Genomic DNA, 25,798 nt, shown 5'->3' on the forward strand with positions numbered 1-25,798 from the left:
GCCGGTCCACTGCGGCAGGCTGGTGTCATGCCCGAACTGCCCGAAGTCGAAGCACTGCGGGACTTCCTCGGCGACCACCTGGTCGGCAGGGAGATCGCCCGCGTCCTGCCTCTCGCGATCAGTGTTCTCAAGACGTACGACCCGCCGCTCACCGACCTGGAGGGCGAGACCGTCACCTCCGTGGCCAGGCATGGCAAATTTCTGGACATCACGGCAGGACCACTCCATCTGCTGACCCACCTCGCCCGGGCCGGCTGGCTGCAGTGGAAGGACAGCTTCCCCGCCACACCGCCCCGGCCGGGGAAGGGCCCTCTGGCCCTGCGCTTGATCCTCGCCGGTGGCGACGGGTTCGACCTCACGGAGATGGGCACCACCAAGCGTCTCGCGGTCCACCTGGTACGCGACCCGGCGGACGTGCCGGGTGTCGCACGCCTCGGGCCCGATCCGCTGGCCGACTCCTTCGACCGGGACGCGTTCGCCCGGCTGCTCGGCGGGGAACGGCGACAGATCAAGGGAGCCCTGCGCGACCAGTCCCTGATCGCCGGCATCGGCAATGCCTACAGCGACGAGATCCTGCACGTCGCGAAGATGTCCCCGTTCAAACTCACCACGAGCCTCGGCGACGCCGACATCAGCCATCTGTACACGGCGATGCGCACCACCCTCCAGGAAGCCGTCGAACGTTCCCGGGGCGTCGCCGCCGGGAAGCTCAAAGCCGAGAAGAAGAGCAACATGCGTGTCCACGGGCGTACGGGTCAGCCGTGCCCCGTCTGCGGTGACACCGTGCTGGAGGTGTCGTTCAGCGACTTCTCGCTGCAGTACTGCCCCACCTGTCAGACCGGCGGCAAGCCCCTCGCCGACCGGCGCCTGTCCCGCCTGCTCAAATAGCGGGTCGTCAGCGGGTCACCGTCGCCAGCCACTGCCCGTCCGACGACCAGACCTCGAAGTGATCGATCTCGGCGGGCCGCAGCGCGGCGCCCCCTCGGACCACCGCCGGCTCCTCGCCCGGCGCCGTACCCGTACCCGACCAGGTGCTCACGGTCTGTTTGCTGCCGTCCCGCCCCACGGCGACCAGCGCGCACGACCCCGCCGCCGTAGCTCGCGCCACCTCCAGTCCGACGTCCGAGCCCCACTCCCTCTCACCGGTCGTCACCACCGCGCTCACACCGGAGCCCCGGTCCCCTCCCGCCCACCGTTCGGCCGTCGCCGGACGGGACGGTGAGCCGTCGTACAGGCCCGCCACGGCCGCCGGCCCGCCGACGCCGAGGACCACGGCCGCCGCCACCAGGGCGAGGCGCCGTCTTCGGGACGTGCGGCGTCCGGCCCTCGCCACCGCGACGATCCGGTGCAGGAGTTCCGGCCCGGCATCGGCCACCGGAGCGACCCCGGCCGGTGTCCGGCGCGCGTACACCGCGAGCTGAGCCGCCACCTCCCCGAACTCGCGCACCTGGACCCCGCAGGCGGAACACTCCGTCAGGTGCTCCTCGAAACGGAAGGCATCGGCAGCACCGAGCACGCCGAGCACGTAGGCTCCGACGTCGCGATGGGGTTCGAGGATGCGCATGCCCACACGTACGCAGCGGACCCGTAAATCACTCATGCCGCAACGCAGGTACACACCCAGCGACCGACCGGCCCGAGAACGGCCGGCACACGGGGGGCGGAAGAAGGGGCCCCCGCGCCGCCGCCCCACAGGTGCCGGTCGGTCTAAACTCCGGCCTCATGCTGCGCGTACTCGCCGTCGACGACGAAGCACCCGCCCTGGAGGAACTCCTCTACCTCCTGCGCGCCGACCCGCGCATCCGGAGCGCCGAGGGTGCCACGGGTGCGACCGAGGCGCTGCGCCGCATCGGCAGTGCCGTCGACGCCGGGCCCGAGGACCCCTCGGCCATCGACGTCGTCTTCCTGGACATCCACATGGCGGGCCTCACCGGACTCGACGTGGCCCAGCTCCTGGCGGGGTTCGCCGCGCCCCCTCTCATCGTCTTCGTCACCGCCCACGAGGGCTTCGCCGTGCACGCCTTCGACCTCAAGGCCGTCGACTACGTGCTCAAGCCCGTCCGCCGTGAGCGCCTGGCCGAGGCCGTCCGCCGCGTCGCCGAACAGGTCGGCGAGCGCTCCGCGCCCGTCCACGACGCCGCCGCCGACCAGATCCCGGTCGAACTGGGCGGGGTGATCCGGTTCGTACCCGTCGAGGACATCGCGTACGCCGAGGCGCAGGGCGACTACGCCCGGCTGCACACCGCCACGGGCAGCCACCTCGTCCGGATCCCGCTGACCACCCTCGAGGAACGCTGGCGGTCCCGCGGCTTCGTGCGCATCCACCGGCGCCATCTGGTCGCGCTGAACCGTATCGACGAACTCCGCCTCGACGCGGGCAGCATGAGCGTGCGCATCGGGGACGCGGAGCTCGCGGTCAGCCGTCGTCACACCCGGGCCCTGCGCGATCTCCTGATGCGCCAGACCGGCCGCTGACCTGCGCCTACCCGGGCTCGCCCCTTCCCAGCCGAGGCCCGTGCCGCCTAGACTCCGGGCCCATGTCCGCAGAGAGCACGCCCCGGCGCGAAGTGGTCACGGGGGAGCCGCGGCGGGTGCGTCCGCTGCCCCGCTACCGTGCCCAGTCGGAGATCGACGAGCAGACCGCCCTCGGCGGCGCCTACGTCCGCTCGCTGATGCGCAGCCAGCTCCGCGCCGGACTCACCGCCTTCGGCGTACTCGCCCTGGTCGCCGGCACCCTGCCGCTGGTCTTCGAGGCCCTCCACAGCAACACCCTCGTCTGGGCCGTCCTCGGCTTCGCCACCTATCCGCCGCTCACCCTGGCCGCCTGGTGGTACGTACGCAGGGCCGAGCGCAACGAGCGCGACTTCGCCCGACTCGTGGAAGGCCGCCCCGCACCGTGACCGCCCCCGGCCATCCGGCATCGATGGTGGCGGTCGCCCTCGTCGTCCTGGCCACCGTGCTCGTCGGCGGCTTCGGGCTGCGGATCTCCCGGACCACGTCCGACTTCTACGTCGCCTCCCGCACCGTGCGGCCACGCCTCAACGCCGCGGCGATCAGCGGCGAGTACCTCTCCGCCGCGTCCTTCCTGGGCATCGCGGGCCTGGTGCTGGTGCACGGACCCGACATGCTCTGGTACCCGGTCGGATACACCGCCGGATACCTCGTGCTGCTGGTGTTCGTCGCCGCGCCGCTGCGCCGCTCCGGGGCGTACACCCTGCCCGACTTCGCCGAAGGGCGCCTGGAGTCACGCCAGGTGCGCAGGCTGGTCAGCGTGTTCGTCGTCGGCGCGGGCTGGGTGTACCTCGTACCGCAGCTGCAGGGCGCCGGACTCACCCTGAAGATCCTCACCGGAGCGCCCGGCTGGCTCGGCGACGTGCTCGTGGCCTCCGTCGTCGTGCTCGCCGTCGCGGCGGGCGGCATGCGCTCGATCACCTTCGTGCAGGTGTTCCAGTACTGGCTCAAGCTCACCGCGCTCCTCGTCCCGGCGATCTTCCTGGTGCTGGCCTGGCAGGGCGACGGACGGCCCCCTGTCAGCTTCGACGAGCAGGTCTCCGTCTTCCGCGCGGAGCACCCGCTCTACGCGACGTACGGGCTGATCGTGGCGACCTTCCTCGGCACCATGGGCCTGCCCCACGTGGTCGTCCGCTTCTACACCAGCCCCAACGGCCGCGACGCCCGCCGCACCACCGTCGCCGTCCTCGCCCTCATCGGCGTGTTCTATCTCCTGCCGCCGGTCTACGGGGCCCTGGGCAGGCTGTACGCACCCGAGCTCATGCACGGCGGTGACGCCGACGCCGCCGTGCTGCTGCTGCCCGCCCGTGTGATCGGCGGCCTGGGCGGTGACCTCCTCGGCGCGCTCGTCGCCGGAGGCGCGTTCGCCGCGTTCCTGTCCACGGCATCCGGGCTCACCATGGCCGTCGCGGGGGTGATCACGCAGGACGTCCTGCCCTCGCGCGGTGTACGGCACTTCCGGCTGGCCACCGTCCTCGCCATCGCCGTACCGCTGGCCGGGTCACTGCTCGTCAGCCGGGTGCCGGTGGCCGACGCGGTGGGCATGGCCTTCGCGGTCTCCGCCTCCTCCTTCTGCCCGCTACTCGTCCTCGGTATCTGGTGGCGGCGGCTCACCCCGCCGGGCGCGATCGCCGGACTGCTGCTCGGCGGCGGCTCCGCGCTCCTGTCCGTGGCCATCACCGTGAGCGGCGCGGTGCGCCCGCCGGGCTGGCCGCACGCCCTGCTCGCCTGGCCCGCCGTCTGGTCGGTGCCGGTCGGCTTCCTCGCGATGATCCTGGTGTCCCTGGCCACGCCGGGACGGATACCGCCGGGCACCAACGCGGCCATGACCCGCTTCCACCTGCCGGAAACTCTGACTTCGGGGAGAGGGCGATGAGCCCCTGCAAGGAGAACCGGTGACCGGGGCCGGGATCGCCGTCATAGCCGTGCTCACCCTGCTGCTGTTCGGTACGGGCTTCCTCCTCGGACGCACCGCACGGCCCGTACGCACCAGTGACGTGGGGACGCCCGTCGAGCACGCCACCTTCGAGACCCTGCACACCGCATCCCTCGCCGCGCCGCCCCTGCGCGCCGGACTCACCGAGGAGAGCGCCCGCAGATCGGCACGCCGGCTGCGCTCGCTGCTGGGGACCGACGCCCTCTGCCTCACCGACCGGGACCAGGTGCTCGTGTGGGACGGCGAGGGGGACCATCACGGCAAGGACGTGATGCACCACGTGCAGGGGCTCCTCGCCAGCGGCCGGGACACCGCCTTCCACAGTGACTGCGGCGACCTCGACTGCCCGCTCCGCTGGGCCGTCGCCGTCCCGCTGACCGTCGACCACCGGGTGCTCGGCACACTCGTCGCCTACGCGCCCCGCGAATCCGCCGTCCTGGCGAGGGCCGCGGGAGAAGTCGCCCGCTGGGTCTGCGTACAGCTGGAACTCGCCGAGCTCGACCGCTCCCGCACGCAGTTGATCGAGGCCGAGATCAAGGCGCTGCGGGCGCAGATCTCCCCGCACTTCATCTTCAACTCGCTCGCGGCGATCGCCTCGTTCGTCCGCACCGACCCGGAGCAGGCGCGTGAACTGCTCCTGGAGTTCGCCGACTTCACCCGCTACTCCTTCCGCAGGCACGGCGAGTTCACCACCCTGGCCGACGAACTGCACTCCATCGACCAGTACTTGGCGCTGGTTCGGGCCCGATTCGGAGAGCGGCTCTCGGTGACCCTGCAGGTCGCCCCGGAGGTGCTGCCCGTCGCCCTGCCGTTCCTCTGCCTCCAGCCGCTGGTCGAGAACGCCGTCAAGCACGGCCTGGAGGGCGCCGTCACCCGGAGCCGCATCACGATCAGCGCACTGGACGCGGGCGCCGAGGCGGAGGTGGTCATCGAGGACGACGGCATCGGCATGGACCCGGGCCGGCTGCGTCAGATCCTGCGCGGCGAGGGCGGCACGTCCACCGGGATCGGACTGCTCAACGTCGACGAGAGGCTGCGGCAGGTGTACGGCGACGACTACGGGCTGGTCATCGAGACCGGTGCGGGCGCCGGCATGAAGATCACCCTGCGACTGCCCAAGTACCGTGCGGGAGTCCACGGTTCATGACGACCCGTGGTGCGGCCGCTCAGTACAGATGGATCGCCAGATGCCCGAGCGGCAGCCCGAGCTGCCACGCGGGCGTCCACACCTGCGCCTCCCGCTCCTCCTCGCTCCCCGTCGGCTCCCAGGGCGACCCGATCGCGTCCAGGTCCGCCGCCAGCAGTTCGGTCTCCTCCAGCCAGCGCCAGGCCGCGCGCGCCAGCGCGAGGTCGGGATCCGGCGGCGCGCCCTCGGCCGCCGGGCGTTCCCGGGTGTCCAGCCGCGCGCACACCCACCGTCTCCAGGGCGCTCCGTACGCGGTGAGCAGCCGCAGTTCGTCCACCCGGGCCGCGGGCAGCGCGTCGGCCACCGCCCCCACGGAGAGGAAGATCGTCAGGGCGAGCGCGTCCCGGCCCGCCCGGTACTCCAGAGTCGTCGGCTCCATCAGGTCGCCGGTCAGCAGCAGTTCGTCCGCGATGTACTCGGCGTACATCCAGTCCATCGGGACCAGCAGCCCGCCCCCACTGGTTCCATCGTGCCGTTCGGGACGCATCCCGTCTCGCCTCTTTCTTCGACTCGGTACCGGGCTTCACGCAGCATTGAACCGGGGGCGCGTGCCCCGCGTGGGCAGAAGGGCAGGATCCGTCGGGAGATACGAGGTGCGATGACCGCCGAACGCGGCGACGACCCGCATGTGCGGGAGCTGCTGGGTGCGTATGTGCTCGACGCGCTGGCCGCCGACGAGAGCGGTCCGGTCGCCGGGCACCTCCAGCGGTGCGACGCGTGCGCCGCGGCCTACGTGGAGGTCGCGGACACGGTGTCCCTGCTCGCACTGCTCAGCGAGGACGACCTGCTGGAGTAGCCGGGAAGATTGCGGGACAGCAGCCGCAGCGCGTAGTACGAACGGGACTTGACGGTGCCCGCCGGTATGCCGAGCGCCTGCGCCGTCTCGCCCACGCTCAGCCCGCGGAAGTAGATCTGCACCAGCACCGCGCGGTGCTCGGGGCTGAGGGTCCTGACCGCCTCGCGCACATCGAGCGCGCGGACCGCCGAGTCCGCGGTGTTCTCCCGGGCGGGAGCGCTCTCCAGGACCACATCGCTGACCTCGGCGGGCCGGGCCTGGCGTGACCTGCGGGCGTCGATGGCCAGACGCCGGGCGACGGTGAAGAGCCAGGGGCGCATCGAGTCGTACGGGGCGTCGAACGCCTCCGGATGCTGCCAGGCGCGGACCAGGGTCTCCTGCAGCAGGTCCTCCGCGCGCTGGCGGTCGCCGAACGTCAGCCCGAGCAGGAAGTGGAACAGAGCCGGCCCGTGTTCCCGCTGCAACTCCGCGAGGGTCCGCTCATCGGTTGTCGCCGTGGTCATCGTGAACGTCCTTTCCCGAAGAGGCCCCTGCCGCCTCGCTCCCGCCTGGCGTATACGAACGCATCGCGGCCCGGGGGAACAGGCAGCACACCGAGATGTGCGCCGAGCGGTCGCACGGAGCGGCGAGTGGTGCGGTGAACGGTCGGGAGACGGCGATACGGCCGATTCAGGTACTTCGGCACCTATGTCCTTGACTCGTCGGTATGAATATATGTCTATTCAGATGGCCGAAATCATCCGAACTGGGAGTCGTGCCGATGACGAAGCGCATCCGACGAAGCGCGGTGATCGCCGTCGCGGGACTGCTCGCCGCAGCGACGGCCTGTACCGGCCAGCAGTCCACGCCCCCGGGTTTCGCCGGGCGCCAACTGTCCGCGGACGGGGGCGGCAGCGGGGCGGGCGGCGTCGGAGCGGACAGCGCGGGCACCTTCACGCTCCTGGCCTCGGGCGACATCCTGCCCCACTCCTCCGTCATCGACCGGGCCGCGGCGGACGCCGGTGGCCGGGGCTACGACTTCCGCCCGATGCTCAAGGGTTCCGTTCCCGCCGTCTCGGGCGCGGATCTGGCCATCTGTCACATGGAGACGGTGTACGGGCAGGACGGCGGCCCCTACACGGGCTACCCCACCTTCAAATCACCGCCCGAGGTGGCACAGGCGCTGCGTTCCACCGGCTACGACTCCTGCTCCACGGCCTCCAACCACACCCTGGACGACGGAGCGCCGGGGATCGGGCGCACCCTCGACGCCCTGGACAAGGCCGGCATCGCGCACGCCGGATCCGCCCGGTCCTCGGCCGAGGCGGGCCGTCCCACCCTGCTGAAGGCCGGTCGGGGCAAACGGGCCCCGAAGGTCGCGCACCTCGCGTACACCTACGGAACCAACGACATGCCGCTGCCCGCGGGGCAGCCCTGGGCGGTCAACCTGATCGACCGGGACCGGATCGTCGCAGACGCGAGGGCAGCCCGCCGGGCCGGCGCCGACGTCGTCGTCCTCTCCCTGCACTGGGGTACGGAGTGGCAGGACGAACCCGACGAGGACCAGCTCGCGCTGGGCCGGGAACTCACGGCCTCCGTGACCGGGGGCCGCCCCGACATCGACCTGATCCTCGGCACCCACGCCCATGTGCCGCAGGCGTACGAGAAGGTCAACGGCACCTGGATCGTCTACGGCATGGGTGACCACGTCTCCGGTGCGATGGTCAATCACGACGGCGCCCAGGATCCGCGCGGCAACGAGAGTTCGATGGGCCGCTTCACCTTCGCGCCGCCGGGGAAAGCCGGGGAGCGCTGGACGGTCAGCAAGGCCGAATTCATCCCCCACCGGTTCGACCCCGTCACCGGGCGCGCGTGGAACCTCGACGCGGCCGTGGAGGGCGCAGCGGACCACCGGCGGGAGGCCCGCGACCGGATTCGCGATGTCGTCCTCAGCCGTGGTGCCGGCCAGGACGGACTCGTGAGGGGGAAGTAGCCTGCCGGCGGGGCCGAGGCGTCCGGCTGTCCAGGTGTCCGGAACGACGCCGATACGACCGCGCGGTCACGGGACGACCGTGACCGGCCAGCGCCCGGCCTTCACCAGCCGGACCGCCACCGAACCCATGAACCGGTGCCCGGCGGACTCCGACGCACCCACCACCACGGCGTCCGCCTTCAGCTCGTCCGCCGCTGTCACGAGCCCGTTGTACGGATCGCCGCGGAAGGTGTGGAACTCCCAGCGGACATTCCATATGTCCTTGAGCCGTTCGGTCGCCGTCCTGATCTCGCTCACCAGCTCCTCGGCGATCTCCTCCGTCGCCCCGGAGACCGGTACCCCCAGGGCCGCGCCGGCCGGGATCACCGGCTGGACGTAGACGAGGGCGAGCATGGCGTTCTGACGGCGTGCGAGGCCTGCGGCGTAGGCCGCGGCCCGCATCGACGAGTCGGATCCGTCGATGCCCGCGACGATCACCTTGGGGCCGTCCGTGCCGCGTTCGAACCGGTCGTGTCGCTGGTCTGTCACGGCAGTGAGGTTATCCGCACTCCGGCAGGGAACCCGAGCCGGCCGCCGTGCGGACCGGAACGTCCCCGTCCGTCCCTGCCGGCGCACTCCCTCCATCGGGTGCACATTGCCGCGCACCTGGTGTCGCCGCCAGGTCAGGGCCGCACGGCGTGCGAGCAGTTGGCCATGAAACATGATCAGATCCCGGCACGACGCCGCACGCTCCTGCGCCTCGCCCTCGGGCTCGGGGCAGCCACCGTCGTACACATGATCGCCGCGGACCCGGCGGGTACGCCCCCGCGTCCGGGCGGAGAGCCGCTGACGAGTGCCGCCGGCCCTCCGAGGGGCGCGCGGACGCCCCCGGCCCGTTACCGCCTGCGCCCCATGACCTCCCACGCCCCGCCCCGGTACCTGCCCGAAGCGCCACCCGTGCGCACCCGGCCGTTCGAGGAGCTGCCGGACCTGGGGCACGACGCCATGGTGCTCAGCTTCGACGACGGCCCGGACCCCTCGTACACACCGGACATCCTGGCCACCCTGCGCAGGTACGGCGTCCGGGCGATGTTCTTCGTCTGCGGGGAGATGGCGGAGGACAACCAGGACCTGCTGCGTGAGATGGCGGCGGACGGGCACGTGGTCGGCAACCACTCCTGGTCGCACCCCTTGATCCCGGCGCTCCCCAGGCACGCGATCCGTGCCGAGCTCGGCAGGACCAGCGAGGTGATCGAGAAGACGCTGGGGGCCCCGCCGCTCTGGTACCGGGCCCCGTACGGAGCCTGGAACCGCAACTCCTTCGAGATCGGCGCCTCGATGGGCATGGAACCGATGGCCTGGACCGTCGACTCGCTGGACTGGACCACACCGGGCACGTCCACCATCGTCCGCAGGATCCGGACGGGCGCGGCACCGGGCGTCGTGGTGCTGTCGCACGACGCGGGCGGCGACCGGTCCCAGAGCGTCGACGCCCTGCGCCGGTATCTGCCCGCGCTGATCGAGGACGGCTACCGCCTGACCGTCCCGCACCGCACCTGACGGCCGCGGCGCGCGCCTTCCCGAAGGTCAGCGCGTCTCGACCAGCCGGGCGAAGACCACCACGTTCCCGTCGTACCCGCCGGCCTTCGAATAGCCGCCGCCGCACGTGATGACCCGGAGCTCGGAGTACCCCGTGTCGCCGTAGACCCGGGCTCCGGGGAAGTCGTTCTTGGAGAACACCTCGACCCCGTACACCTCGAACACCGCGACCCGGTCGTCGTAGCGGGCCACTTCGACGCGCTGGCCCTTCTGGAGGGAGCCCAGGCCGTAGAAGACCGCGGGGCCCGACAGGTTGTCCACGTGGCCGACCACGACGGCCGTACCGCGCTGCCCCGGCGCGATGCCGTTCTGGTACCAGCCCGCGAGGTTCGGGTCCTGCGCCGGCGGCGCCTCGATCCAGCCGGCCGGATCCAGGTTCACGTCGATCACGGGGGCGTCCACCTGGATCGACGGGATCTGTACCCGGGCGGCGGGCGCGTACGGCAGCGGCTGTACCGGTTCGCCCTCGACCGGTACGGCGGCGGCCACGTCCCGGGGGCCCGCCACGGAGGCCGCTGCGGCGGGCTGCGGTGGTCCGGGGGAGGTCTCGACGCCATTACGCATGAGGGCGAGCCCGGTGAGCATCACCAGGGCGATCGCGCCCCAAGGTGTGCGTCTGCTCCGCTCGGCGCCCCAGTGGTTCCGGCCCATGGTTCTCCCTTCGTCGCGACACCGCAAACGCTAGGTGCGGGGCGGTGCGGCGGCGATCAGGGAAGAGCGAACGGGTGGCGGCCGCGGGGGTGCCCTCTACTTCGGAGTAATGAGCAGATAAAAGTTCTGACGGTCCGTGACCTGCGGGTCCGTCAGATTTCGGGCCCCTCGCACGGCGTGTCGGATCACCGAGGTGGAGCAGTGCCGAAGTGCAACACTTGCGGTATCTGGTGAGGGTTCGTCATGGGAGGCGTTCTCGTCGATTCATCCCGGGGATCAGGACTCCGGGGCGCTTCCCGCTGGAGGTTCAAAGATGCGTGCTTCACGCACTCTCGCGGTGACCGCGACCGCATTCGCCGCGGTCGGGCTCGCTGCTCCGATGGCGATCGCCGGCGGCGGCCCGGGCAGCAACCCGAACACCGCCCCGACCAACGTCACCGTCAACCCGTCCTCCGTCCACCAGGGCGCCACCCTGCAGGTCAGCGCAGAGGGGTGCGGCCGTGCCGGCGGCAAGGTGTGGTCGAACGCCTTCCCGACGGTGAATCTCTCGCCCGGGCGCGTCGGCTACGCCACGCCCCGCATCCGGGACAACGCGACACCCGGGCAGTACAGCCTGTCCGTGAAGTGCAACGAGAGCGACAACAACTTCGGCAACGGCACCGGCGGCAACGGTGGCGACGGCGGCCAGGGCGGCAACGGCGGCCAGGGCGGTCAGGGCGGCGACGGCGATGAGCGCGGTGGCCGTGGCGACAACGACGCGTCCGTCGCGACCGCCCGCTTCACGGTGCTCCCCAGCCGGGGTGCCCAGGGCGGCCTCGGTGGCTCCATGGGGCCGAGCTCGGTCGAGATGCAGATCGGAGGCGGTCTTGTCGCCGCGGCAGCTGTCGGCGGTGCCGTCTTCATCGTTCGCCGCCGGATGAGTAATGCGGCAATGTAACGCGTCGAACCTCCCGCCCGGCCCGATACGCCCGTCGCCCCGAGTCCTGGACCAGGACCCGGGGCGACTGTCGTGTGCTGTGAAATTGTGTGGAACCGTCAGTGCTGACGGCCGGTGCGCCGCTTGCGCAGGACGTACGTGGCCCCGGCCGCTGCGACCGTCACCAACGCGGCCCCGGCTGCGATCTCGCCGGGGTCCATGGTGTCGACGCTGCCGCCGAGCCCGCCCAGTACACCGCTGGGAGACGCGGTGGAGCTGGTGGTGGGAGCGGTGGTGGGAGGGGTGGTGGGGGTGCTCGTGGGGGAACTCGTGGCACCGCTCGTGATGGAGAGGTCGGCCGTCCGCGTCGAGGTACCGCAGCGGAAGGTCACCTCGTAGACAGCCCCGCGCCTGGCGTCCCAGTCGACCGTGACGGTGGCCGACCTGCCTCGCGGGATGGTGGTCGTGTCGAACACACCCGAGAACGCGGTCGCGTCACTGGTGCACCCCATCGCGCCGAGGGTGACCTGGCCCCCCGGCGCGACCGTCGACGGAGTGATGGTCGGCGTGAACGAGGACGTGTTGCCTGTGAGCATGTGGGCCGATGCGGCCGGTGCCATCAGGAAACAGGCGGCCGCGCCCAGTAGGGCGGCGGGTGCGACACGTATCGCGCGCATGGTGGATCCTCCAGGTCCCCGAGGAGCAGCTGCGGAACGGATTTCCGCAAGGCATGAGAAATGCACCTCGATGCCCGACACGCTAGAAGTGGTACATATCACCCGCGATCGGTGTCCGGCGAATGGGGCAGCCTTGTCCCCCGGCCGGCGCACCCGTGGACTGTCCTATCCGCCCGTGGCGTGCGGGAACAGATCGGTGAACGGGGCGGGGGTGGCGGAGATGCCCCGGCCGAAGGGGGCGTCGAAATCCCAGATCAGGAAGAGCAGGAAGGCGATCAGGACGCTGAAGAGACCGGCGAGCAGCAGTTCGCGGAACGTTCTGCGGATCTGGAGCGTGAAGATCAGCCCGACCGTGACCAGTGCCCCCGTGACCAGGCCGAACCACACGACTCCCGGCATGGTCGCGCCCGCGTTCTGGCCCCGGGAGCCCCGCGCGTCGTCGACGGCGGCCACCTGGTCCACCAGCGGCTGGTACGCCTGCCCCTCGTGGTCCGTACGCGGCTTGTACTCCGTGACATCGGCCCGTAGCCGGTCCAGGAGCCGTGTCCCCTCCTCGGTGAGGCTGCTGTGCTCCGTCATCGCCCTCCACTCCTCGTCGACGACGTACGAGACGTAGGCGTCGACATCGCCGCGGATCCGGTCGCGCACCTCGACCGGGTACACGGCTGCCCGCGCGCTGACCTCGTGCAGCGCCTGGGCCTCCAGGCGTACCGATTCCTGGGCGGCACTGCGGCCCTCCCAGACGCCCGCGATGGCCAGGCCGAGCACGATCGCGTACACCACGCCGATCATCATCGTCATGTACTCGATGACGTCGGGCGTCTCTGACGGATCGTCGTCCTCACCGATGCGGCGGTTGTTGAGGACTGCGATGGTCAGGACGACGGCGCAGGCCGAGGCCATGGCAATGGTCAGAACAAGCCATTCCGACATGGGGTTCCTTCATCGGTCTTCATCGGTCATCGGTCATCGGTTGTCGGTTGTCGGTCATCGGGACGAGCGGGGCCGCAGGACGGCCACCGCGAAGACGGCGGGAGCGGTGATCACCAAGGTGAGCGAGACCAGCGAAGGGCCGGCCCGGGGCGCTTTGCGGGCCGGTTTCCGGTAGGCGGGGAGTGCCACGGGCCTGGGGGAGGGCGGTGCGGGACGCGCTGTGGGCGACGGCGGTGGCGGCGTGGGTTCCGGTTCCGGTTCGGGCGGCGCGGGGGCCGGAGGGGGCGGAGGTGGCGGGGGAGGTGGCGGCGGGGGAGGAGGGGGAGGCGGTGGAGGTGGCGGCGGGGGAGGTGGTGGCGGAGGTGGTGGAGGAGGCGGGGCCGGTTCGGGCTCGGCGATGACCGCCGCGCACTGCCCGTCACCCGACACGGCGACCGACGAACTGCCGTCCCCCTCACCGATGGAGGCCACCGCGCAGTTGTCACCGGCCGCGGGTGCCGGGACGGCGACCAGCCAGAGCAGGGAGGTGGCGGCCATGAGCCGCACGATGCGTGATCCGTACACGCCGGGGATCATGTTCCCCGCTGCCCCGCGGCACGCGGAGGGGGAAGCCGATTCGCCTGATGGTGGGGACATTCGTCGATTCGCGTTTGCGGCCGGAGAAACTTTTTCGGTGATCCGTTGAACAGACGGGGACCGCTCGCCCGTACCTAGGGCCATGAACGACGCGGGACTCGCGTCGCAACCGGCAGAAGGACAACGGGAGTCGACATGAATACCTGGCGGAACGCCTCGCTCGCGGTGACGACGGTGGCCCTGTTGGCACTGACGACGGCGTGCGGTCAGGAGAAGGGCACCGCGACCCCCAACGGCCAGGCGGTGGGCAACGCGGCTCCCGCGCAGCAGCCGGCCGACAGTGGATACGGCTCCGACGGGGGCTACGGCTCCGACACGGGTGCTGACGCGGCGGGAGCGAAGAAGGCCGGACAGCTCGCGGTGTGGGACAGCAAGGAACTGGGCAAGGTGCTGACCGACAGCGAGGGCTTCACGCTCTACCGCTTCGACAAGGACACCGCGAGCCCACCGAAGTCGAATTGCGAGGGCGACTGCGCGAAGACCTGGCCGGTGGTGCTCGCGGGTGACGCCAAGGCCGCGGCGGGGACCGATGCCGCACTGATGGGTGAGGTCGCACGGGCCGACGGCACCAAGCAGCTGACCGTCGACGGCTGGCCGATGTACCGGTACGCGAAGGACACCGGGCCCGGAGAAGCGAACGGGCAGGGCGTCGGAGGCACGTGGTTCGCCTCGGCTCCCGACGGGAAGAAGGCCGCGGTGAACGCGGATGGCCCCGCCGGTGCGGAACCCGCTGATCTCGCCGGACTTTCGGTCCGTAAGGACCCGAAACTCGGAGAGATCGTCGTCGACAAGCGAGGCATGACGGTTTACCGCTTCAAGAAGGACTCGGCATGGCCGATGAAGACCGCGTGCACGGGAGAGTGCCTCAAGAAGTGGCCCGTCGTCAGTCCCGTGTCGAAGAATGATGTCGAGGGAGTCACCACCAAGGGATTCACCACCTTCGACCGTCCCGACGGGATCAAGCAGCAGACCCTCGACTGCTGGCCGATCTACACCTTCTCCGGCGACCTCGAGCCCGGAGACACCAACGGCCAAGGCGTCGGGGGCACATGGTACGCGGTGGCGCCCGACTCGAAGCTCGTCGGCGCTTCCAAGTAGTACCGAAGAGGCCTTGCAGTGCCGGTCCGTCGCTGGGCGTTTACGCGCAGCGACGGACCGCTTGCACATGCCACTGGTGTGTGACCAATAACGGATCTCTAATTTCCGTTTCCACTCGCTCTCTTGGCGGTCGATCAGTAGCCTCTGGTCAACACTGACCATGAACATGGCCGGATCGCCGTGGCGACTTGTTGGAGACATCGATGGAGCGTCCCGCCTGGGCACCGCAGGGCATTGACATCTCGGTGCCGAGCGTGTCTCGCATGTACGACTTCTATCTGGGCGGTTCGCACAATTTCGAGGTGGACCGGGAAGCAGCCCGTAAGGCCATGGAGTTCATGCCGGGCCTTCCCAAGATCATGCAGGCGAATCGCGCATTTATGCGCCGGGCCGTGCACTACGCCACCACTTCGGGTATCAGCCAGTTCCTGGACATCGGATCGGGCATACCGACGTTCGGGAACGTCCATGAAGTCGCCCAGGCGGCCGACCCGGAAGCCCGGATCGCGTACGTCGACCACGATCCCGTCGCGGTCGCACACAGCCAGGCGGTGCTGGAGGGCAACGAGCGGACCGTGGTCGCCGCGGCGGATCTGCGCAAGCCCGCGGAGATCCTGGCGAGCCCGGAGATCCGCGGACTGCTCGACTTCGACAAGCCGGTGGCCCTGCTGCTCGTGGCGGTGCTCCATTTCGTCGAGGACTCCGACTCCCCGTACGAGGCGGTCGCCGAGCTGCGCGAGTCGCTGGCGCCCGGCAGCCTGCTCGTCCTGACCCACGCCTCGTACGAGGGGATTCCGCTTTCCCAGGAGGACGCGGGCGGCACGGTCGGCGTCTACCGCAACATCCGCAATCCGCTCATCATGCGGTCCCGCGAAGAGGTCGGCCGCTTCTTCGACGGGTACGAGATGGTCGAGCCCGGCCTCGTCTCGATGCCCGACTGGCGTCCCGAGAACCCCGAGGCGCGGGCGCAGGAAGACCCGTTCGCCTTCTCGGGCTTCGCCGGGGTTGGACGCAAGGCGTGAGCATCCCCGCCCAGGCGTCCGGCGCACCGGACGCGGAACCGGACGGCCCTGAGGGCCGGCTCCGGAGATTCGCCACCATCTGGAGCCGGGCGATCTTTCCGTCCACGGCCACGTCCATGACGCGTCCGGAGTTCGAGCAGCATCTGCTGCCGCTCGCCCGGGAGCTCAGCCAGATCCTTCACGCACGGCCCTTCGACGCGGCCTCCGCACATCGGGTGGGGGCCGCGCTGGTGGCCGCCCACTGCACGGATCCCGACGCCCTCAGCTCCACACTCGGCGTCGTCGACTCGTACCTGGTGCTCTACTGCGGCAGCAACGGCCCCATGGAGCTGTCGACCGAGGACGGCCGGGCCCGCTGCGCGCGGATGCAGCACGCGCTCGCCGGCGGATTCACCCAGGCTCTGCGCGAGCGGACGCTCGTCGAGCAGGAGGCCATCGCCCGCTCGGCGCTCACCGCCCGCTCGCACGCGGAGCAGGCGCTGCACGCGACGGAGGCGCGGTTCCGTGCCGTGTTCAAGGACGCGGCCATCGGGATCGGGATCGCCGACCTCGAAGGCAACATCCTGGAGATCAACGACACGCTCACCCGGATGTTCGGCGGCCTGGAGAACCACGTCCGCAGCCACAAGGTGAACGAGTGGGTCCACCCCGAGGACTCGCCGCAGGTGTGGAGGTACTACAACGAGCTGGTGCGCGGGGAACGTGAGCACTACCGCGTGGAGAAGGCCTACTACCGCAACGACGGAACCGTGTTGTGGACCAATCTCACGGTCTCGCTGCTGCGCGACTCCGAGGGCAGGCCGGAGTACCAGCTCGCCCTCATGGAGGACACCACCGAGCGGCGGCTGCTCAATCTGAGGCTGCGCTACGAGGCCACGCACGACGCGCTCACGGGGCTGCCCAACCGGACCCTGTTCTTCGAGCGTCTGGAGAAGGCACTCGCCGCCAAGGACGGCATGCGCTTCGGCCTCTGCTACCTCGACCTCGACGGGTTCAAGGCGATCAACGACAGCCTCGGCCACGCGGCGGGCGACCGGCTCCTGGTCGAGGTCGCCGACCGGTTGCAGAGCTGCGCGACGGCCCCGGGCGAGATGGTCGCACGCCTCGGCGGGGACGAGTTCGTGGCCCTGACGACCGGACCGCGTACCGAGGACGAGGTCGACGAGCTCGCCGGACGGATCCTCTCGGCGCTCGCCACGCCCATCCGGCTGGACGGCCGGGAGCTGACGGTACGGGGGTCCATCGGCGTCGTCGAGGGGCCGTCGGGCGAACGTACCGCCGCCGAGGTACTGCGCAGCGCCGACATCACCATGTACCGCGCCAAGTCGGCGGGTGGCAACCGGTTCGCCATCGCCGACGCCGAGGCCGACGCCCGTGCCATCACCCGGCACGGGCTGACGACGGCTCTGCCCGCCGCCCTGGACCGCGGCGAATTCTTCATCGAGTACCAGCCGTTGGTGCACCTGGGCGACGGCAGCGTGCACGGTGCGGAGGCGCTCGTGCGCTGGTGTCACCCGCAGCACGGTGTGCTGGGCCCCGACCGGTTCATCGCGCTCGCCGAGCACACCGGGCTGATCGTGCCGCTCGGCCGCTGGGTGCTGGAGGAGTCCGTCCGCCAGGCCAAGTACTGGACGGAGCGGCACACGGACGGCGGCCCGCTCCGGATCAACGTCAACCTCTCGCCTACGCAGTTGCACCACCCGAGGCTGGTCGCCGAGACCGTCGACGTCCTGGAACGCTCCGGACTGGATCCGGGCGCCCTGTGCCTGGAGGTGACGGAGTCGGCGCTGATAGGCGCCGACGACGATCTGCTCAAGCCGCTGCGGCAACTGGCGGAGATGGGCGTCGACATCGCCCTGGACGACTTCGGGACCGGCTACTCGAACCTGGCGAACCTGCGCCGTCTGCCCGTGAGCGTGCTGAAGCTGGATCGTTCCTTCACACAGGGCATGCAGCACCATCCGGCCGACCCGGTCGACCTGAAGATCGTCGAGGGGATCGTCTCGCTCGCCCACAGCCTGGACCTCGCAGTCACCGTGGAGGGCGTGGAGACCGGCGCCCAGGCCGAGCAGTTGCGGAAGCTGGGCTGCGACACGGCTCAGGGCTGGTACTACGCGCGACCGGGGGCGCCGGACCGCATTCATTCCCTGCTCCTGGCGGACGCGGTCTGAGGGACTCGTCCTCAACCGGCGTACGCGGTAAGGCGCTTCGCCCTCAGCCGCCGGACCGGCCGGCGGCTGAGGACGAAGCGGGCGGCACTGCCGTGTCCGGTCCGTCCGCGGCTCCGGGCCCGTCGGCGCCCATGGCCAGGAGCACCCGCCGCAGTTCCCGCGCCGCCCGCGGCGGCGCGACGTCGCTGCGGTGCGCGAGCGCGATGGTGCGTTGCAGGCCGGGCGGGGCCAGCGGTGTCGTCCGCAGATCGCGGCCGGCCCGTACGGCGACCATGCGGGGGACGACCGCGATCCCGAGCCCTGCCCGTACGAAGCCCAGCACGGCGTCCATCTCGCCGCCCTCCACCGTGAACGACGGCTCGAAGCCCTCCGCGCGGCAGGCGGCCACCGTCAGCTCCCGCAGGTCGTAGCCGTGCCGGAACATCACCATCGGTTCGTCCGCGAGATCCGCGATGCGGACGCGCCCCTGGTGGCCGGGAGCCGGCCGGGCGGGCGACGACAGCACCACCAGGTCCTCCTGCAGCAGCTCCACGGTGGTCAGCGCGGGCGACGCGGCGGGCAGCGGCAGCACGAGGAACGCGAGGTCCAGCGCGCCCCGGGCCAGCCCCCGTACGAGGTCGTGGGAGCCGCCCTCCTCGATCAGGAGCTGGACCCCCGGATGCAGATCGTGGAAGGCGCGCAGCATGTCGGGCAGCAGTCCCGTGCAGATGCTCGGGGTGGCACCCAGTCTGATCCGCCCCCGGCGCAGCTGCACCAGTTCCTGCACCTCGTGCCGTGCCGTTTCGGCGTCCGCCAGGATCCGGCGGGCCAGTGGCAGCAGTGCCTCGCCCGCGTCGGTGAGCGCGATATTGCCCCGGGCGCGGCTGAAGAGCTCGGCGCCCAGCTCGTTCTCCAGCGCCTTGATCTGCTGCGAGAGCGACGGCTGCGAGACGTGCACCTCCTCGGCGGCCCGGGTGAAGTGCTTCGCCTCGGCGACCGCCACGAAGTAGGTGAGCTGCTGGAAGTGCATGGAACCGACGATAGCGGCCTGCATAGCGAATATCTATGGACATGAGTAGTTTCATGTCTTGGACTGATGATGCCCTTCGGCCCTAGCGTCGTGTCCATGGCATTGGCAACGCGGACGGACCGACGGCCGTCCATGACGCGTACGCTCTGGGACTCGTCCGTCGGCAAGAAGATGATCATGGCTGTGAGCGGCCTGATCATGCTCGGATATCTGAGCGTCCACATGCTCGGCAACCTGAAGATCTTCTTCGGGTCCGACGAGTTCAACCACTACGCCCACTGGCTCCGGACCCTCGGCGAACCCTTCCTGCACTACGAGTGGGCCCTGTGGATCATCCGCGTGGTGCTCGTCGCGGCCGTCGTCCTGCACGCCGTATCCGCGTACCAGCTGAGCCGCCGCGACATCAGGGCGCGCCCGAACGCGTACGTGCACAAGAAGGCGCGCGCGAGCTACGCCACCCGCACCATGCGCTGGGGCGGCATCATCCTGGCGCTGTTCATCGTCTGGCACATCCTCGACCTGACGACCGGCACCGTGCACACCGGCGGATTCCAGTCCGGACACCCCTACCAGAACGTGCTCGACACCTTCTCCACCTGGTACGGCAACGTCATCTACATCGTCGCGGTGCTCGCCATGGGCCTGCACGTCCAGCACGGATTCTGGAGCGCGGCGCAGACCCTCGGCGTGGGCAACGCGACCCGTGACCGGGTGCTGAAGACCGTGGCCAACATCTTCGCCGTGGTGCTCACGGTGGGCTTCGTCTCCGTGCCCCTGGCCGTCATGACCGGAGTGGTGAGCTGACATGAGCGACTACACGAACTACGCGACCGGTGAGCCCGTCGTCGACACCAAGGCGCCCGGAGGCCCCGTCGCCGAGCGCTGGGACACCCGCCGCTTCCAGGCGAAGCTGGTCAACCCGGCCAACCGCCGCAAGCACACCGTCATCGTCGTCGGCACCGGACTGGCCGGCGGCTCGGCAGGCGCGACCCTCGCCGAACAGGGCTACCACGTCGTCCAGTTCTGCTTCCAGGACTCACCGCGGCGCGCCCACTCCGTCGCCGCGCAGGGCGGCATCAACGCCGCGAAAAACTACCGCAACGACGGCGACTCCGTCCACCGGCTCTTCTACGACACGGTCAAGGGCGGCGACTTCCGCGCCCGCGAGTCCAACGTCCACCGGCTCGCCCAGATCTCCGTCGAGATCATCGACCAGTGCGTCGCCCAGGGTGTTCCCTTCGCGCGCGAGTACGGCGGCCTCCTCGACAACCGCTCCTTCGGCGGCGTCCAGGTCTCCCGTACCTTCTACGCCCGCGGCCAGACGGGACAACAGCTCCTCCTCGGGGCCTACCAGGCGCTGTCCCGCCAGATCGCCGCGGGCAACGTCGAACTGCACGCCCGTACCGAGATGCTCGACCTGATCGTCGTCGACGGGAAGGCCCGCGGCATCGTCGCCCGCGACCTGGTCACAGGGAAGATCGACACGCATTTCGCCGACGCGGTCGTCCTGGCCAGCGGCGGCTACGGCAACGTGTTCTACCTGTCGACGAACGCCATGAACTCCAACGCCACCGCCATCTGGCGCGCCCACCGGCGCGGCGCGTACTTCGCCAACCCGTGCTTCACCCAGATCCACCCCACCTGCATCCCGCGCACCGGTGACCACCAGTCCAAGCTGACGCTGATGAGCGAATCGCTGCGCAACGACGGGCGCATCTGGGTCCCCAGGGCCAAGGGCGACGACCGCCCCGCGAACCGGATCCCGGAGGACGAGCGGGACTACTACCTGGAGCGCATCTACCCGGCCTTCGGCAACCTCGTACCCCGCGACATCGCCTCACGCGCGGCGAAGAACGTCTGCGACGAGGGCCGCGGGGTCGGCCCCGGCGGGCAGGGCGTCTACCTCGACTTCGCCGAGGCCATCCAGCGGCTGGGCAGGGACAAGGTCGAGGAGAAGTACGGCAACCTCTTCGACATGTACGCGCAGATCACCGCGGAGAACCCGTACGAGACCCCGATGCGGATCTACCCGGCCGTGCACTACACGATGGGCGGGCTCTGGGTCGACTACGACCTGCAGACCACGATCCCCGGCCTGTTCGCGATCGGCGAGGCCAACTTCTCCGACCACGGAGCCAACCGGCTCGGGGCGTCCGCGCTGATGCAGGGCCTCGCCGACGGCTACTTCGTCCTGCCGTCGACCATCAACGACTACCTGGCCCGCAACCCGCACGCCGAGGAGATCGACTCCGGCCACCCGGCAGTCACCGAAGCCCTCGCGGAGACCGAGGACAGGCTGAATCTGCTCCTCGCCGTCGACGGCGACCGCACCCCCGACTCCTTCCACCGGGAGATCGGCGAACTCATGTGGGAGTTCTGCGGCATGGCCCGCACCGAAGAGGGGCTGCGCAAGGCACTGGACCGGATCCCCGAGATCCGGGAGGAGTTCTGGCGCCGCATCAAGGTGCCGGGAACCGGCGAACAGTTCAACCAGTCGCTGGAGAAGGCCAACCGCGTCGTCGACTACCTGGAGCTCGCCGAGCTCATGTGCCTCGACGCCCTGCACCGCGCCGAATCCTGCGGCGGCCACTTCCGCGAGGAGTCACAGACCCAGGACGGCGAAGCCGCCCGCTGGGACGAGGAGTTCTCCTACGCCGCCGCCTGGGAGTTCGACGCCACCGGCGACGCCCCCGTCCTGCACAAGGAAGACCTCGTCTTCGAGTACGTCCACCCCACCCAGCGGAGCTACGCATGAAGCTCACCCTGCGCGTCTGGCGCCAGCAGAACGCCGAGGCGCCCGGCGCCATGGCCACCTACGAAGTCGACGGCATCTCGCAGGACATGTCGTTCCTGGAGATGCTCGACACCCTCAACGAGGAACTCATCCTCGGCGGGGACGAGCCCGTCGCCTTCGACCACGACTGCCGCGAAGGCATCTGCGGCGCGTGCAGCCTCGTCATCAACGGCGACGCCCACGGCCCGGAACGCACCACCACCTGCCAGCTCCACATGCGGTCCTTCCAGGACGGCGACACGATCGACATCGAGCCCTGGCGCGCCTCCGCCTTCCCCGTCGTCAAGGACCTCGTCGTCGACCGTTCGTCCTTCGACCGGATCATCCAGTCCGGCGGATACATCTCCGCCCCCACCGGCACGGCACCCGACGCGCACGCGACCCCGGTGCCCAAGCCGGATGCCGACTTCGCCTTCGAGCACGCCGAGTGCATCGGCTGCGGAGCCTGTGTCGCGGCCTGCCCCAACGGATCCGCGATGCTCTTCACCTCCGCGAAGATCAACCACCTCAACGTGCTCCCGCAGGGCGCACCCGAGCGCGAGACCCGGGTGCTCGACATGGTCGCCACCATGGACGAGGAAGGCTTCGGCGGCTGCACCCTGACCGGCGAGTGCGCCACGGCCTGCCCCAAGGGCATCCCGCTGCCCTCGATCGCGGCCATGAACAAGGAGTGGCTGCGGGCCACCCGCAAGGTACGCCGCTGACCCCGTGCACAGCTCTGCCGGTGGTCCTCCCGGCCGATACCGAACAGGGGAGGACCACCGGCAGTGTGGAGCGAGGCTCTACACCATCGGGTCCATTCCGCGGTCCCGCATGCTGCTCTCCTGCTCGCTCTGCTCCTGCAGGCGACGGGCCTTGTCCTGGAGCCGCCGGCGCTGCTCGGGGTCGGAGGCGCGCTCTGCGGCTTCCTTCAGTTCCTGCGCCTTGGCACGCAGCTGCCGGGCGCGGCCGCCGGATTCACCTGCAACGCTCATGATCACTCCTGAATCGGTGGGGGAGCGGACAGGATCAGCGAATCAGCGCACTGCCGAATCTGCATCTCGGGACCGGGCCCGCTTCCCTGCGGCGGCGGCTGCTCCTCGATGAACGAGGAGCGGCCGCGCACGGCTCCGGGCTCAGGAACCCACTGCCGAGAGCGCCTTGTCGACCTCCTGGAGGAAGTCCGGAAGGTCGTCCGGTGTACGCGAGGTGATCAGGCGCCAGCCACCGGTGTCGTCGCTGACGACCGGCTCGTCGACCCAGTTGCCGCCCGCGTTGCGGATGTCCGTCCGCAGCGAGGCGTACGAGGTGAGAGTCTTGTTCCCGACGACTCCCGCCTCGACCAGCGCCCATGGTCCGTGGCAGATGGCCGCCACCGGGCGGCCCGACGACGCGAACGAGCGGACGAGGTCCACGGCGGGCTCCTGCAGCCGCAGTGAGTCGGCGTTGAGTGTTCCGCCGGGGACGAGCAGCAGGTCGTAGCCGGCCGGACCGGCATCGGTGAGCGTCAGGGACGGCCGCACGTTCTCCCCGGGATCCCTGTCGCCGACGAGTGTCCGCACGACGTCCGGGGACTCGGCGGCGATGTCCACGGTGACTCCGCGGTCGCGGAGGTGCCGCACGGGCAGCACGAGTTCGTCCTGTTCGACGCCGTAGTTCGTCACGATCACGAGCACGCGGCGTCCGCCGAGGTCATTGCCCGTCATACACCTGTCCTTCCGTCATGTCTTCTAGGGTGAGCGGGTGAATGACGACGCCCGGCCGCTGGCCGTGTTCGACCTGGACGGGACGCTCGCGGACAGCGGCCACCGACAGCACTTCCTCGAAGGCGCCCGGCGCGACTGGGGAGGGTTCTTCGCCGCGGCGGTCGACGACCCCCCGCTGGAGGAGGGGGTGAGCCTGGCGCTGTCGAGCGCCGAGGAGTGCGAGATCGTGTACCTCACCGGCCGCCCCGAGCGGTGCCGCCGGGACACCCTGGCGTGGCTGGAGCAGCAGGGGCTGCCCCGTGGTCATGTGCACATGCGGCGCAACGACGACAGGCGGCCGGCCCGCCGCACCAAGTTGGAGATTCTGAAGCGGCTGGGCCGGGAGCGTGAGGTGCGGGTCCTCGTCGACGACGACGAACTGGTCTGCGATGCGGCCCGACTGGCGGGATTCGCGGTGGTACGGGCCCGTTGGGCCGTGCCGTCGTCGTCGCTCAAGGACGCGCAGGAGCGCGAGGGCCGTACCTGATCAGGACTTCCCGTCGAGACGGAAGCCGACCTTGAGGCCCACCTGGTAGTGGGCGATCCGGCCGTTCTCGATGTGCCCGCGCACCTGTGTCATCTCGAACCAGTCGAGATTGTGCAACGTTTCGGAAGCTCTTGCGACGCCGTTACGGATCGCGGCATCGATGCCCTCCTCGGAGGTTCCTACGATCTCGGTGACGCGATAGGTGTGATTAGACATCTAATGTCTCCTTTCCTGGTTCCACGGTGCCTCACTCCGCGTCGGCGCGCGAGGGATCACCGTCCGCGCACTCCCGGCGGCAGGGCCCTTGACCTGCCGATTGGTCCATACCAAACTCCGAGTCATAACCCGTGCGAGCGCCGCCCGCAGTCCCCCCACCCGGGTCCTGTTTCGTCGTGCCGTTCCGCAGAAGGTGACCCTCGTGAAATTCCGCAAACTGGCCGGAGCTGTCGCGCTCGTTTCCTCCGTCGCGCTGGGTGGCTGCGGCTACCTGCCCGGCGGGGGTCCCGACAGCCGCACGGTGACCGTCTGGCTGATGCAGGACAGCGCTTCCCAGGGCTTCCTGGACCGCTTCACGGAGTCGTACGAGAAGGAGAACCCCGACATCGAACTGGAGTTTGTCATCCAGGAGTGGGGCGGCATCGGCCCCAAGGTCCTGGAAGCACTCGACAGCGACGAGGCCCCGGACGTCATCGAGGTCGGCAACACCCAGGTCGCGCAGTACGCGGAGAGCGGCGGACTCCGCGACCTCACCCTCGAGTCCATGCGTGACCTGGGCAGTGAGGACTGGCTTCCGGGCCTGGCGCAGCCGGGCAGCATCAGTGGTCAGCAGTACGGAATCCCCTGGTACGCGGCCAACCGTGTCGTCATCTACAACAAGGACCTCTTCGCCCAGGCGGGGATCACGGCGCTCCCCAAGACGCGTGAGGAATGGATCGAGGCCGGCGAGAAGCTCGACGGCGACGGCCGGCAGGGCATCTACCTCGCGGGCCAGAACTGGTACGTCCTCGCCGGATTCATCTGGGACGAGGGCGGTGAACTCGCCGACGAGAACGGCGGGGACTGGCAGGGTGCGCTCGGCTCGCCCGCCGCCCTGAGGGGGATGGACTTCTACAAGGAGCTCCAGGCGCTCGGCGACGGCCCCAAGGACGCGGACGAGCAGACACCCCCGCAGACCGACGTGTTCGCCAAGGGAGACGTCGCCCAGATCATCTCCGTGCCGGGAAGCGCCGCCCTCATCGAGCAGGCGAATCCGGACCTCAAGGGCAAGCTCGGCTACTTCCCGATACCGGGCAAGACCGCGAAGAACCCGGGCGCCGTCTTCACCGGCGGGTCGGACCTGATCGTGCCGGAAAAGGCCGACGAGCGCGCCGCGGGCATCGACGTCATCACGGCCCTGGCGAGCGAGAAGTGGCAGACGGACCTTGCCAGGACGATGAGCTACGTGCCCAACAAGCCCGCTCTCGCCCGAGTCATCGAGGGCCAGGAAGGGACGGCCGCGATGGCCGAGGGTGCCACCCAGGGCCGTGCCACGCCCAACTCCCCCCACTGGGCCGCCGTCGAGGCCGAGAACCCCATCAAGCCGTACATGACCGCCGTGCTGCAGGGGGGCGATCCGGCGAGGGAGGCGAAGAGGGCGTCGGAACGCATCACCACCAAGCTCACCACGGGCTGACAGCGGCCCCGGAGCGACGGCCGAATCCG

29 protein-coding genes are annotated in these 25,798 nt (G+C 70.2%); 18 read left to right on the top strand and 11 right to left on the bottom strand.

What is annotated here, in order from left to right:
• The first annotated feature begins 27 nt into the window (after positions 1 to 27).
• Entirely contained in the window at positions 28 to 888 is an 861-nt protein-coding gene (locus ACFW9O_RS30090) for an Fpg/Nei family DNA glycosylase (protein WP_384613650.1), read from the top strand.
• Between the two features lie 7 nt (positions 889 to 895).
• Here the strand turns inward: ACFW9O_RS30090 and ACFW9O_RS30095 are convergent, their stop codons facing one another.
• A complete protein-coding gene (locus tag ACFW9O_RS30095) occupies positions 896 to 1,600 on the bottom strand; it encodes a zf-HC2 domain-containing protein (RefSeq protein ID WP_384613652.1) in 705 nt (234 codons plus the stop codon).
• 122 nt (positions 1,601 to 1,722) lie between these two features.
• Between ACFW9O_RS30095 and ACFW9O_RS30100 the strand changes: the two genes are divergently transcribed.
• The 4 genes from ACFW9O_RS30100 (at position 1,723) to ACFW9O_RS30115 (ending at position 5,594) form a co-directional block, all read left to right on the top strand.
• Positions 1,723 to 2,475, top strand: coding sequence for a LytR/AlgR family response regulator transcription factor (locus tag ACFW9O_RS30100; RefSeq protein WP_383186817.1), 753 nt, complete (start codon positions 1,723 to 1,725; stop codon positions 2,473 to 2,475).
• Positions 2,476 to 2,537: 62 nt separating this feature from the next.
• Positions 2,538 to 2,900, top strand: a complete 363-nt coding sequence (locus ACFW9O_RS30105) for a hypothetical protein (RefSeq protein ID WP_329205043.1) — start codon at positions 2,538 to 2,540, stop codon at positions 2,898 to 2,900.
• A gap of 23 nt (positions 2,901 to 2,923) precedes the next feature.
• A complete protein-coding gene (locus ACFW9O_RS30110) occupies positions 2,924 to 4,387 on the top strand; it encodes a cation acetate symporter (RefSeq protein WP_384613808.1) in 1,464 nt (487 codons plus the stop codon).
• A gap of 19 nt (positions 4,388 to 4,406) precedes the next feature.
• Positions 4,407 to 5,594 carry a sensor histidine kinase gene (locus tag ACFW9O_RS30115; RefSeq protein WP_384613653.1) on the top strand — a complete coding sequence of 396 codons (1,188 nt, stop codon included), beginning with the start codon at positions 4,407 to 4,409 and terminating at the stop codon, positions 5,592 to 5,594.
• 19 nt (positions 5,595 to 5,613) lie between these two features.
• On the opposite strand, the gene ACFW9O_RS30120 is transcribed toward ACFW9O_RS30115, so the two are convergent.
• Positions 5,614 to 6,120, bottom strand: a complete 507-nt coding sequence (locus tag ACFW9O_RS30120; protein WP_384613654.1) for a hypothetical protein — start codon at positions 6,118 to 6,120, stop codon at positions 5,614 to 5,616.
• 111 nt (positions 6,121 to 6,231) lie between these two features.
• Here ACFW9O_RS30120 and ACFW9O_RS30125 point away from each other — a divergent pair, with 111 nt between their 5' ends.
• Positions 6,232 to 6,429, top strand: coding sequence for a zf-HC2 domain-containing protein (locus ACFW9O_RS30125; RefSeq protein ID WP_383186825.1), 198 nt, complete (start codon positions 6,232 to 6,234; stop codon positions 6,427 to 6,429).
• Here the strand turns inward: ACFW9O_RS30125 and ACFW9O_RS30130 are convergent.
• Complete coding sequence (locus ACFW9O_RS30130) at positions 6,363 to 6,932, bottom strand: sigma-70 family RNA polymerase sigma factor (protein ID WP_329205034.1); 570 nt, start codon at positions 6,930 to 6,932, stop codon at positions 6,363 to 6,365. The genes ACFW9O_RS30125 and ACFW9O_RS30130 overlap by 67 nt on opposite strands.
• A gap of 257 nt (positions 6,933 to 7,189) precedes the next feature.
• Between ACFW9O_RS30130 and ACFW9O_RS30135 the strand changes: the two genes are divergently transcribed.
• Positions 7,190 to 8,401: a CapA family protein gene (locus tag ACFW9O_RS30135; RefSeq protein WP_384613655.1), complete on the top strand. Its 1,212-nt coding sequence runs from the start codon at positions 7,190 to 7,192 to the stop codon at positions 8,399 to 8,401.
• A gap of 66 nt (positions 8,402 to 8,467) precedes the next feature.
• Here the strand turns inward: ACFW9O_RS30135 and ACFW9O_RS30140 are convergent, their stop codons facing one another.
• Positions 8,468 to 8,929 carry a universal stress protein gene (locus ACFW9O_RS30140; RefSeq protein WP_351176794.1) on the bottom strand — a complete coding sequence of 154 codons (462 nt, stop codon included), beginning with the start codon at positions 8,927 to 8,929 and terminating at the stop codon, positions 8,468 to 8,470.
• Between the two features lie 165 nt (positions 8,930 to 9,094).
• Here ACFW9O_RS30140 and ACFW9O_RS30145 point away from each other — a divergent pair, with 165 nt between their 5' ends.
• A complete protein-coding gene (locus tag ACFW9O_RS30145; RefSeq protein ID WP_384613656.1) occupies positions 9,095 to 9,940 on the top strand; it encodes a polysaccharide deacetylase family protein in 846 nt (281 codons plus the stop codon).
• Between the two features lie 27 nt (positions 9,941 to 9,967).
• On the opposite strand, the gene ACFW9O_RS30150 is transcribed toward ACFW9O_RS30145, so the two are convergent.
• A complete protein-coding gene (locus tag ACFW9O_RS30150; protein ID WP_384613658.1) occupies positions 9,968 to 10,630 on the bottom strand; it encodes a class F sortase in 663 nt (220 codons plus the stop codon).
• A gap of 313 nt (positions 10,631 to 10,943) precedes the next feature.
• Here ACFW9O_RS30150 and ACFW9O_RS30155 point away from each other — a divergent pair, with 313 nt between their 5' ends.
• Positions 10,944 to 11,567 carry a hypothetical protein gene (locus ACFW9O_RS30155; protein WP_384613660.1) on the top strand — a complete coding sequence of 208 codons (624 nt, stop codon included), beginning with the start codon at positions 10,944 to 10,946 and terminating at the stop codon, positions 11,565 to 11,567.
• A gap of 98 nt (positions 11,568 to 11,665) precedes the next feature.
• On the opposite strand, the gene ACFW9O_RS30160 is transcribed toward ACFW9O_RS30155, so the two are convergent.
• Positions 11,666 to 12,223: a hypothetical protein gene (locus ACFW9O_RS30160; RefSeq protein WP_384613661.1), complete on the bottom strand. Its 558-nt coding sequence runs from the start codon at positions 12,221 to 12,223 to the stop codon at positions 11,666 to 11,668.
• Between the two features lie 165 nt (positions 12,224 to 12,388).
• The gene (locus tag ACFW9O_RS30165; protein WP_384613663.1) at positions 12,389 to 13,156 is read right to left on the bottom strand and encodes a hypothetical protein; all 768 of its coding nucleotides are present in this window, start codon (positions 13,154 to 13,156) and stop codon (positions 12,389 to 12,391) included.
• A 397-nt stretch (positions 13,157 to 13,553) separates the two neighbouring features.
• On the opposite strand from ACFW9O_RS30165, the gene ACFW9O_RS30170 reads away from it, so the two are divergent.
• The 4 genes from ACFW9O_RS30170 to ACFW9O_RS30185 all read left to right on the top strand — a co-directional run bounded on the left by ACFW9O_RS30170 (position 13,554) and on the right by ACFW9O_RS30185 (position 18,083).
• Positions 13,554 to 13,841, top strand: a complete 288-nt coding sequence (locus ACFW9O_RS30170; protein WP_384613664.1) for a hypothetical protein — start codon at positions 13,554 to 13,556, stop codon at positions 13,839 to 13,841.
• 86 nt (positions 13,842 to 13,927) lie between these two features.
• Entirely contained in the window at positions 13,928 to 14,890 is a 963-nt protein-coding gene (locus ACFW9O_RS30175) for an SCO0930 family lipoprotein (RefSeq protein WP_351176773.1), read from the top strand.
• Positions 14,891 to 15,093: 203 nt separating this feature from the next.
• Positions 15,094 to 15,912, top strand: a complete 819-nt coding sequence (locus ACFW9O_RS30180; protein ID WP_384613666.1) for an SAM-dependent methyltransferase — start codon at positions 15,094 to 15,096, stop codon at positions 15,910 to 15,912.
• Complete coding sequence (locus ACFW9O_RS30185) at positions 15,909 to 18,083, top strand: EAL domain-containing protein (RefSeq protein WP_351182292.1); 2,175 nt, start codon at positions 15,909 to 15,911, stop codon at positions 18,081 to 18,083. The genes ACFW9O_RS30180 and ACFW9O_RS30185 overlap by 4 nt, the downstream gene beginning before the upstream one ends.
• Before the next feature lie 43 nt (positions 18,084 to 18,126).
• Here the strand turns inward: ACFW9O_RS30185 and ACFW9O_RS30190 are convergent, their stop codons facing one another.
• Positions 18,127 to 19,092, bottom strand: a complete 966-nt coding sequence (locus tag ACFW9O_RS30190; RefSeq protein WP_384613667.1) for a LysR family transcriptional regulator — start codon at positions 19,090 to 19,092, stop codon at positions 18,127 to 18,129.
• Between the two features lie 96 nt (positions 19,093 to 19,188).
• Here ACFW9O_RS30190 and ACFW9O_RS30195 point away from each other — a divergent pair, with 96 nt between their 5' ends.
• Genes ACFW9O_RS30195 through ACFW9O_RS30205 form a run of 3 tightly spaced genes read left to right on the top strand, consistent with a single transcriptional unit; the run spans position 19,189 to position 22,590 of the window.
• The gene (locus ACFW9O_RS30195) at positions 19,189 to 19,896 is read left to right on the top strand and encodes a succinate dehydrogenase (protein WP_384613669.1); all 708 of its coding nucleotides are present in this window, start codon (positions 19,189 to 19,191) and stop codon (positions 19,894 to 19,896) included.
• Between the two features lies 1 nt (position 19,897).
• Complete coding sequence (locus ACFW9O_RS30200) at positions 19,898 to 21,847, top strand: fumarate reductase/succinate dehydrogenase flavoprotein subunit (RefSeq protein WP_384613670.1); 1,950 nt, start codon at positions 19,898 to 19,900, stop codon at positions 21,845 to 21,847.
• Entirely contained in the window at positions 21,844 to 22,590 is a 747-nt protein-coding gene (locus ACFW9O_RS30205) for a succinate dehydrogenase/fumarate reductase iron-sulfur subunit (RefSeq protein WP_384613671.1), read from the top strand. The genes ACFW9O_RS30200 and ACFW9O_RS30205 overlap by 4 nt, the downstream gene beginning before the upstream one ends.
• 78 nt (positions 22,591 to 22,668) lie before the next feature.
• Here the strand turns inward: ACFW9O_RS30205 and ACFW9O_RS30210 are convergent, their stop codons facing one another.
• Both ACFW9O_RS30210 and ACFW9O_RS30215 read right to left on the bottom strand, forming a co-directional pair.
• On the bottom strand, positions 22,669 to 22,860 hold the full coding sequence (locus tag ACFW9O_RS30210) for a DUF6381 family protein (protein WP_384613672.1): 192 nt from the start codon (positions 22,858 to 22,860) through the stop codon (positions 22,669 to 22,671).
• Between the two features lie 141 nt (positions 22,861 to 23,001).
• Positions 23,002 to 23,571 carry a DJ-1/PfpI/YhbO family deglycase/protease gene (locus tag ACFW9O_RS30215; protein WP_384613674.1) on the bottom strand — a complete coding sequence of 190 codons (570 nt, stop codon included), beginning with the start codon at positions 23,569 to 23,571 and terminating at the stop codon, positions 23,002 to 23,004.
• A 37-nt stretch (positions 23,572 to 23,608) separates the two neighbouring features.
• Here ACFW9O_RS30215 and ACFW9O_RS30220 point away from each other — a divergent pair, with 37 nt between their 5' ends.
• Positions 23,609 to 24,097, top strand: coding sequence for a hypothetical protein (locus tag ACFW9O_RS30220; protein ID WP_384613676.1), 489 nt, complete (start codon positions 23,609 to 23,611; stop codon positions 24,095 to 24,097).
• On the opposite strand, the gene ACFW9O_RS30225 is transcribed toward ACFW9O_RS30220, so the two are convergent.
• A complete protein-coding gene (locus tag ACFW9O_RS30225) occupies positions 24,098 to 24,313 on the bottom strand; it encodes a dodecin (RefSeq protein ID WP_351178801.1) in 216 nt (71 codons plus the stop codon). It lies immediately after the preceding gene.
• A gap of 202 nt (positions 24,314 to 24,515) precedes the next feature.
• On the opposite strand from ACFW9O_RS30225, the gene ACFW9O_RS30230 reads away from it, so the two are divergent.
• Positions 24,516 to 25,769 (top strand): extracellular solute-binding protein, encoded by a 1,254-nt coding sequence (locus ACFW9O_RS30230; RefSeq protein WP_351178804.1) that lies wholly within the window; start codon positions 24,516 to 24,518, stop codon positions 25,767 to 25,769.
• The last annotated feature ends 29 nt before the right edge of the window (positions 25,770 to 25,798 follow it).

The organism is Streptomyces sp. NPDC059499 (genome assembly GCF_042749285.1).
Classification (GTDB): Bacteria; Actinomycetota; Actinomycetes; order Streptomycetales; family Streptomycetaceae; genus Streptomyces.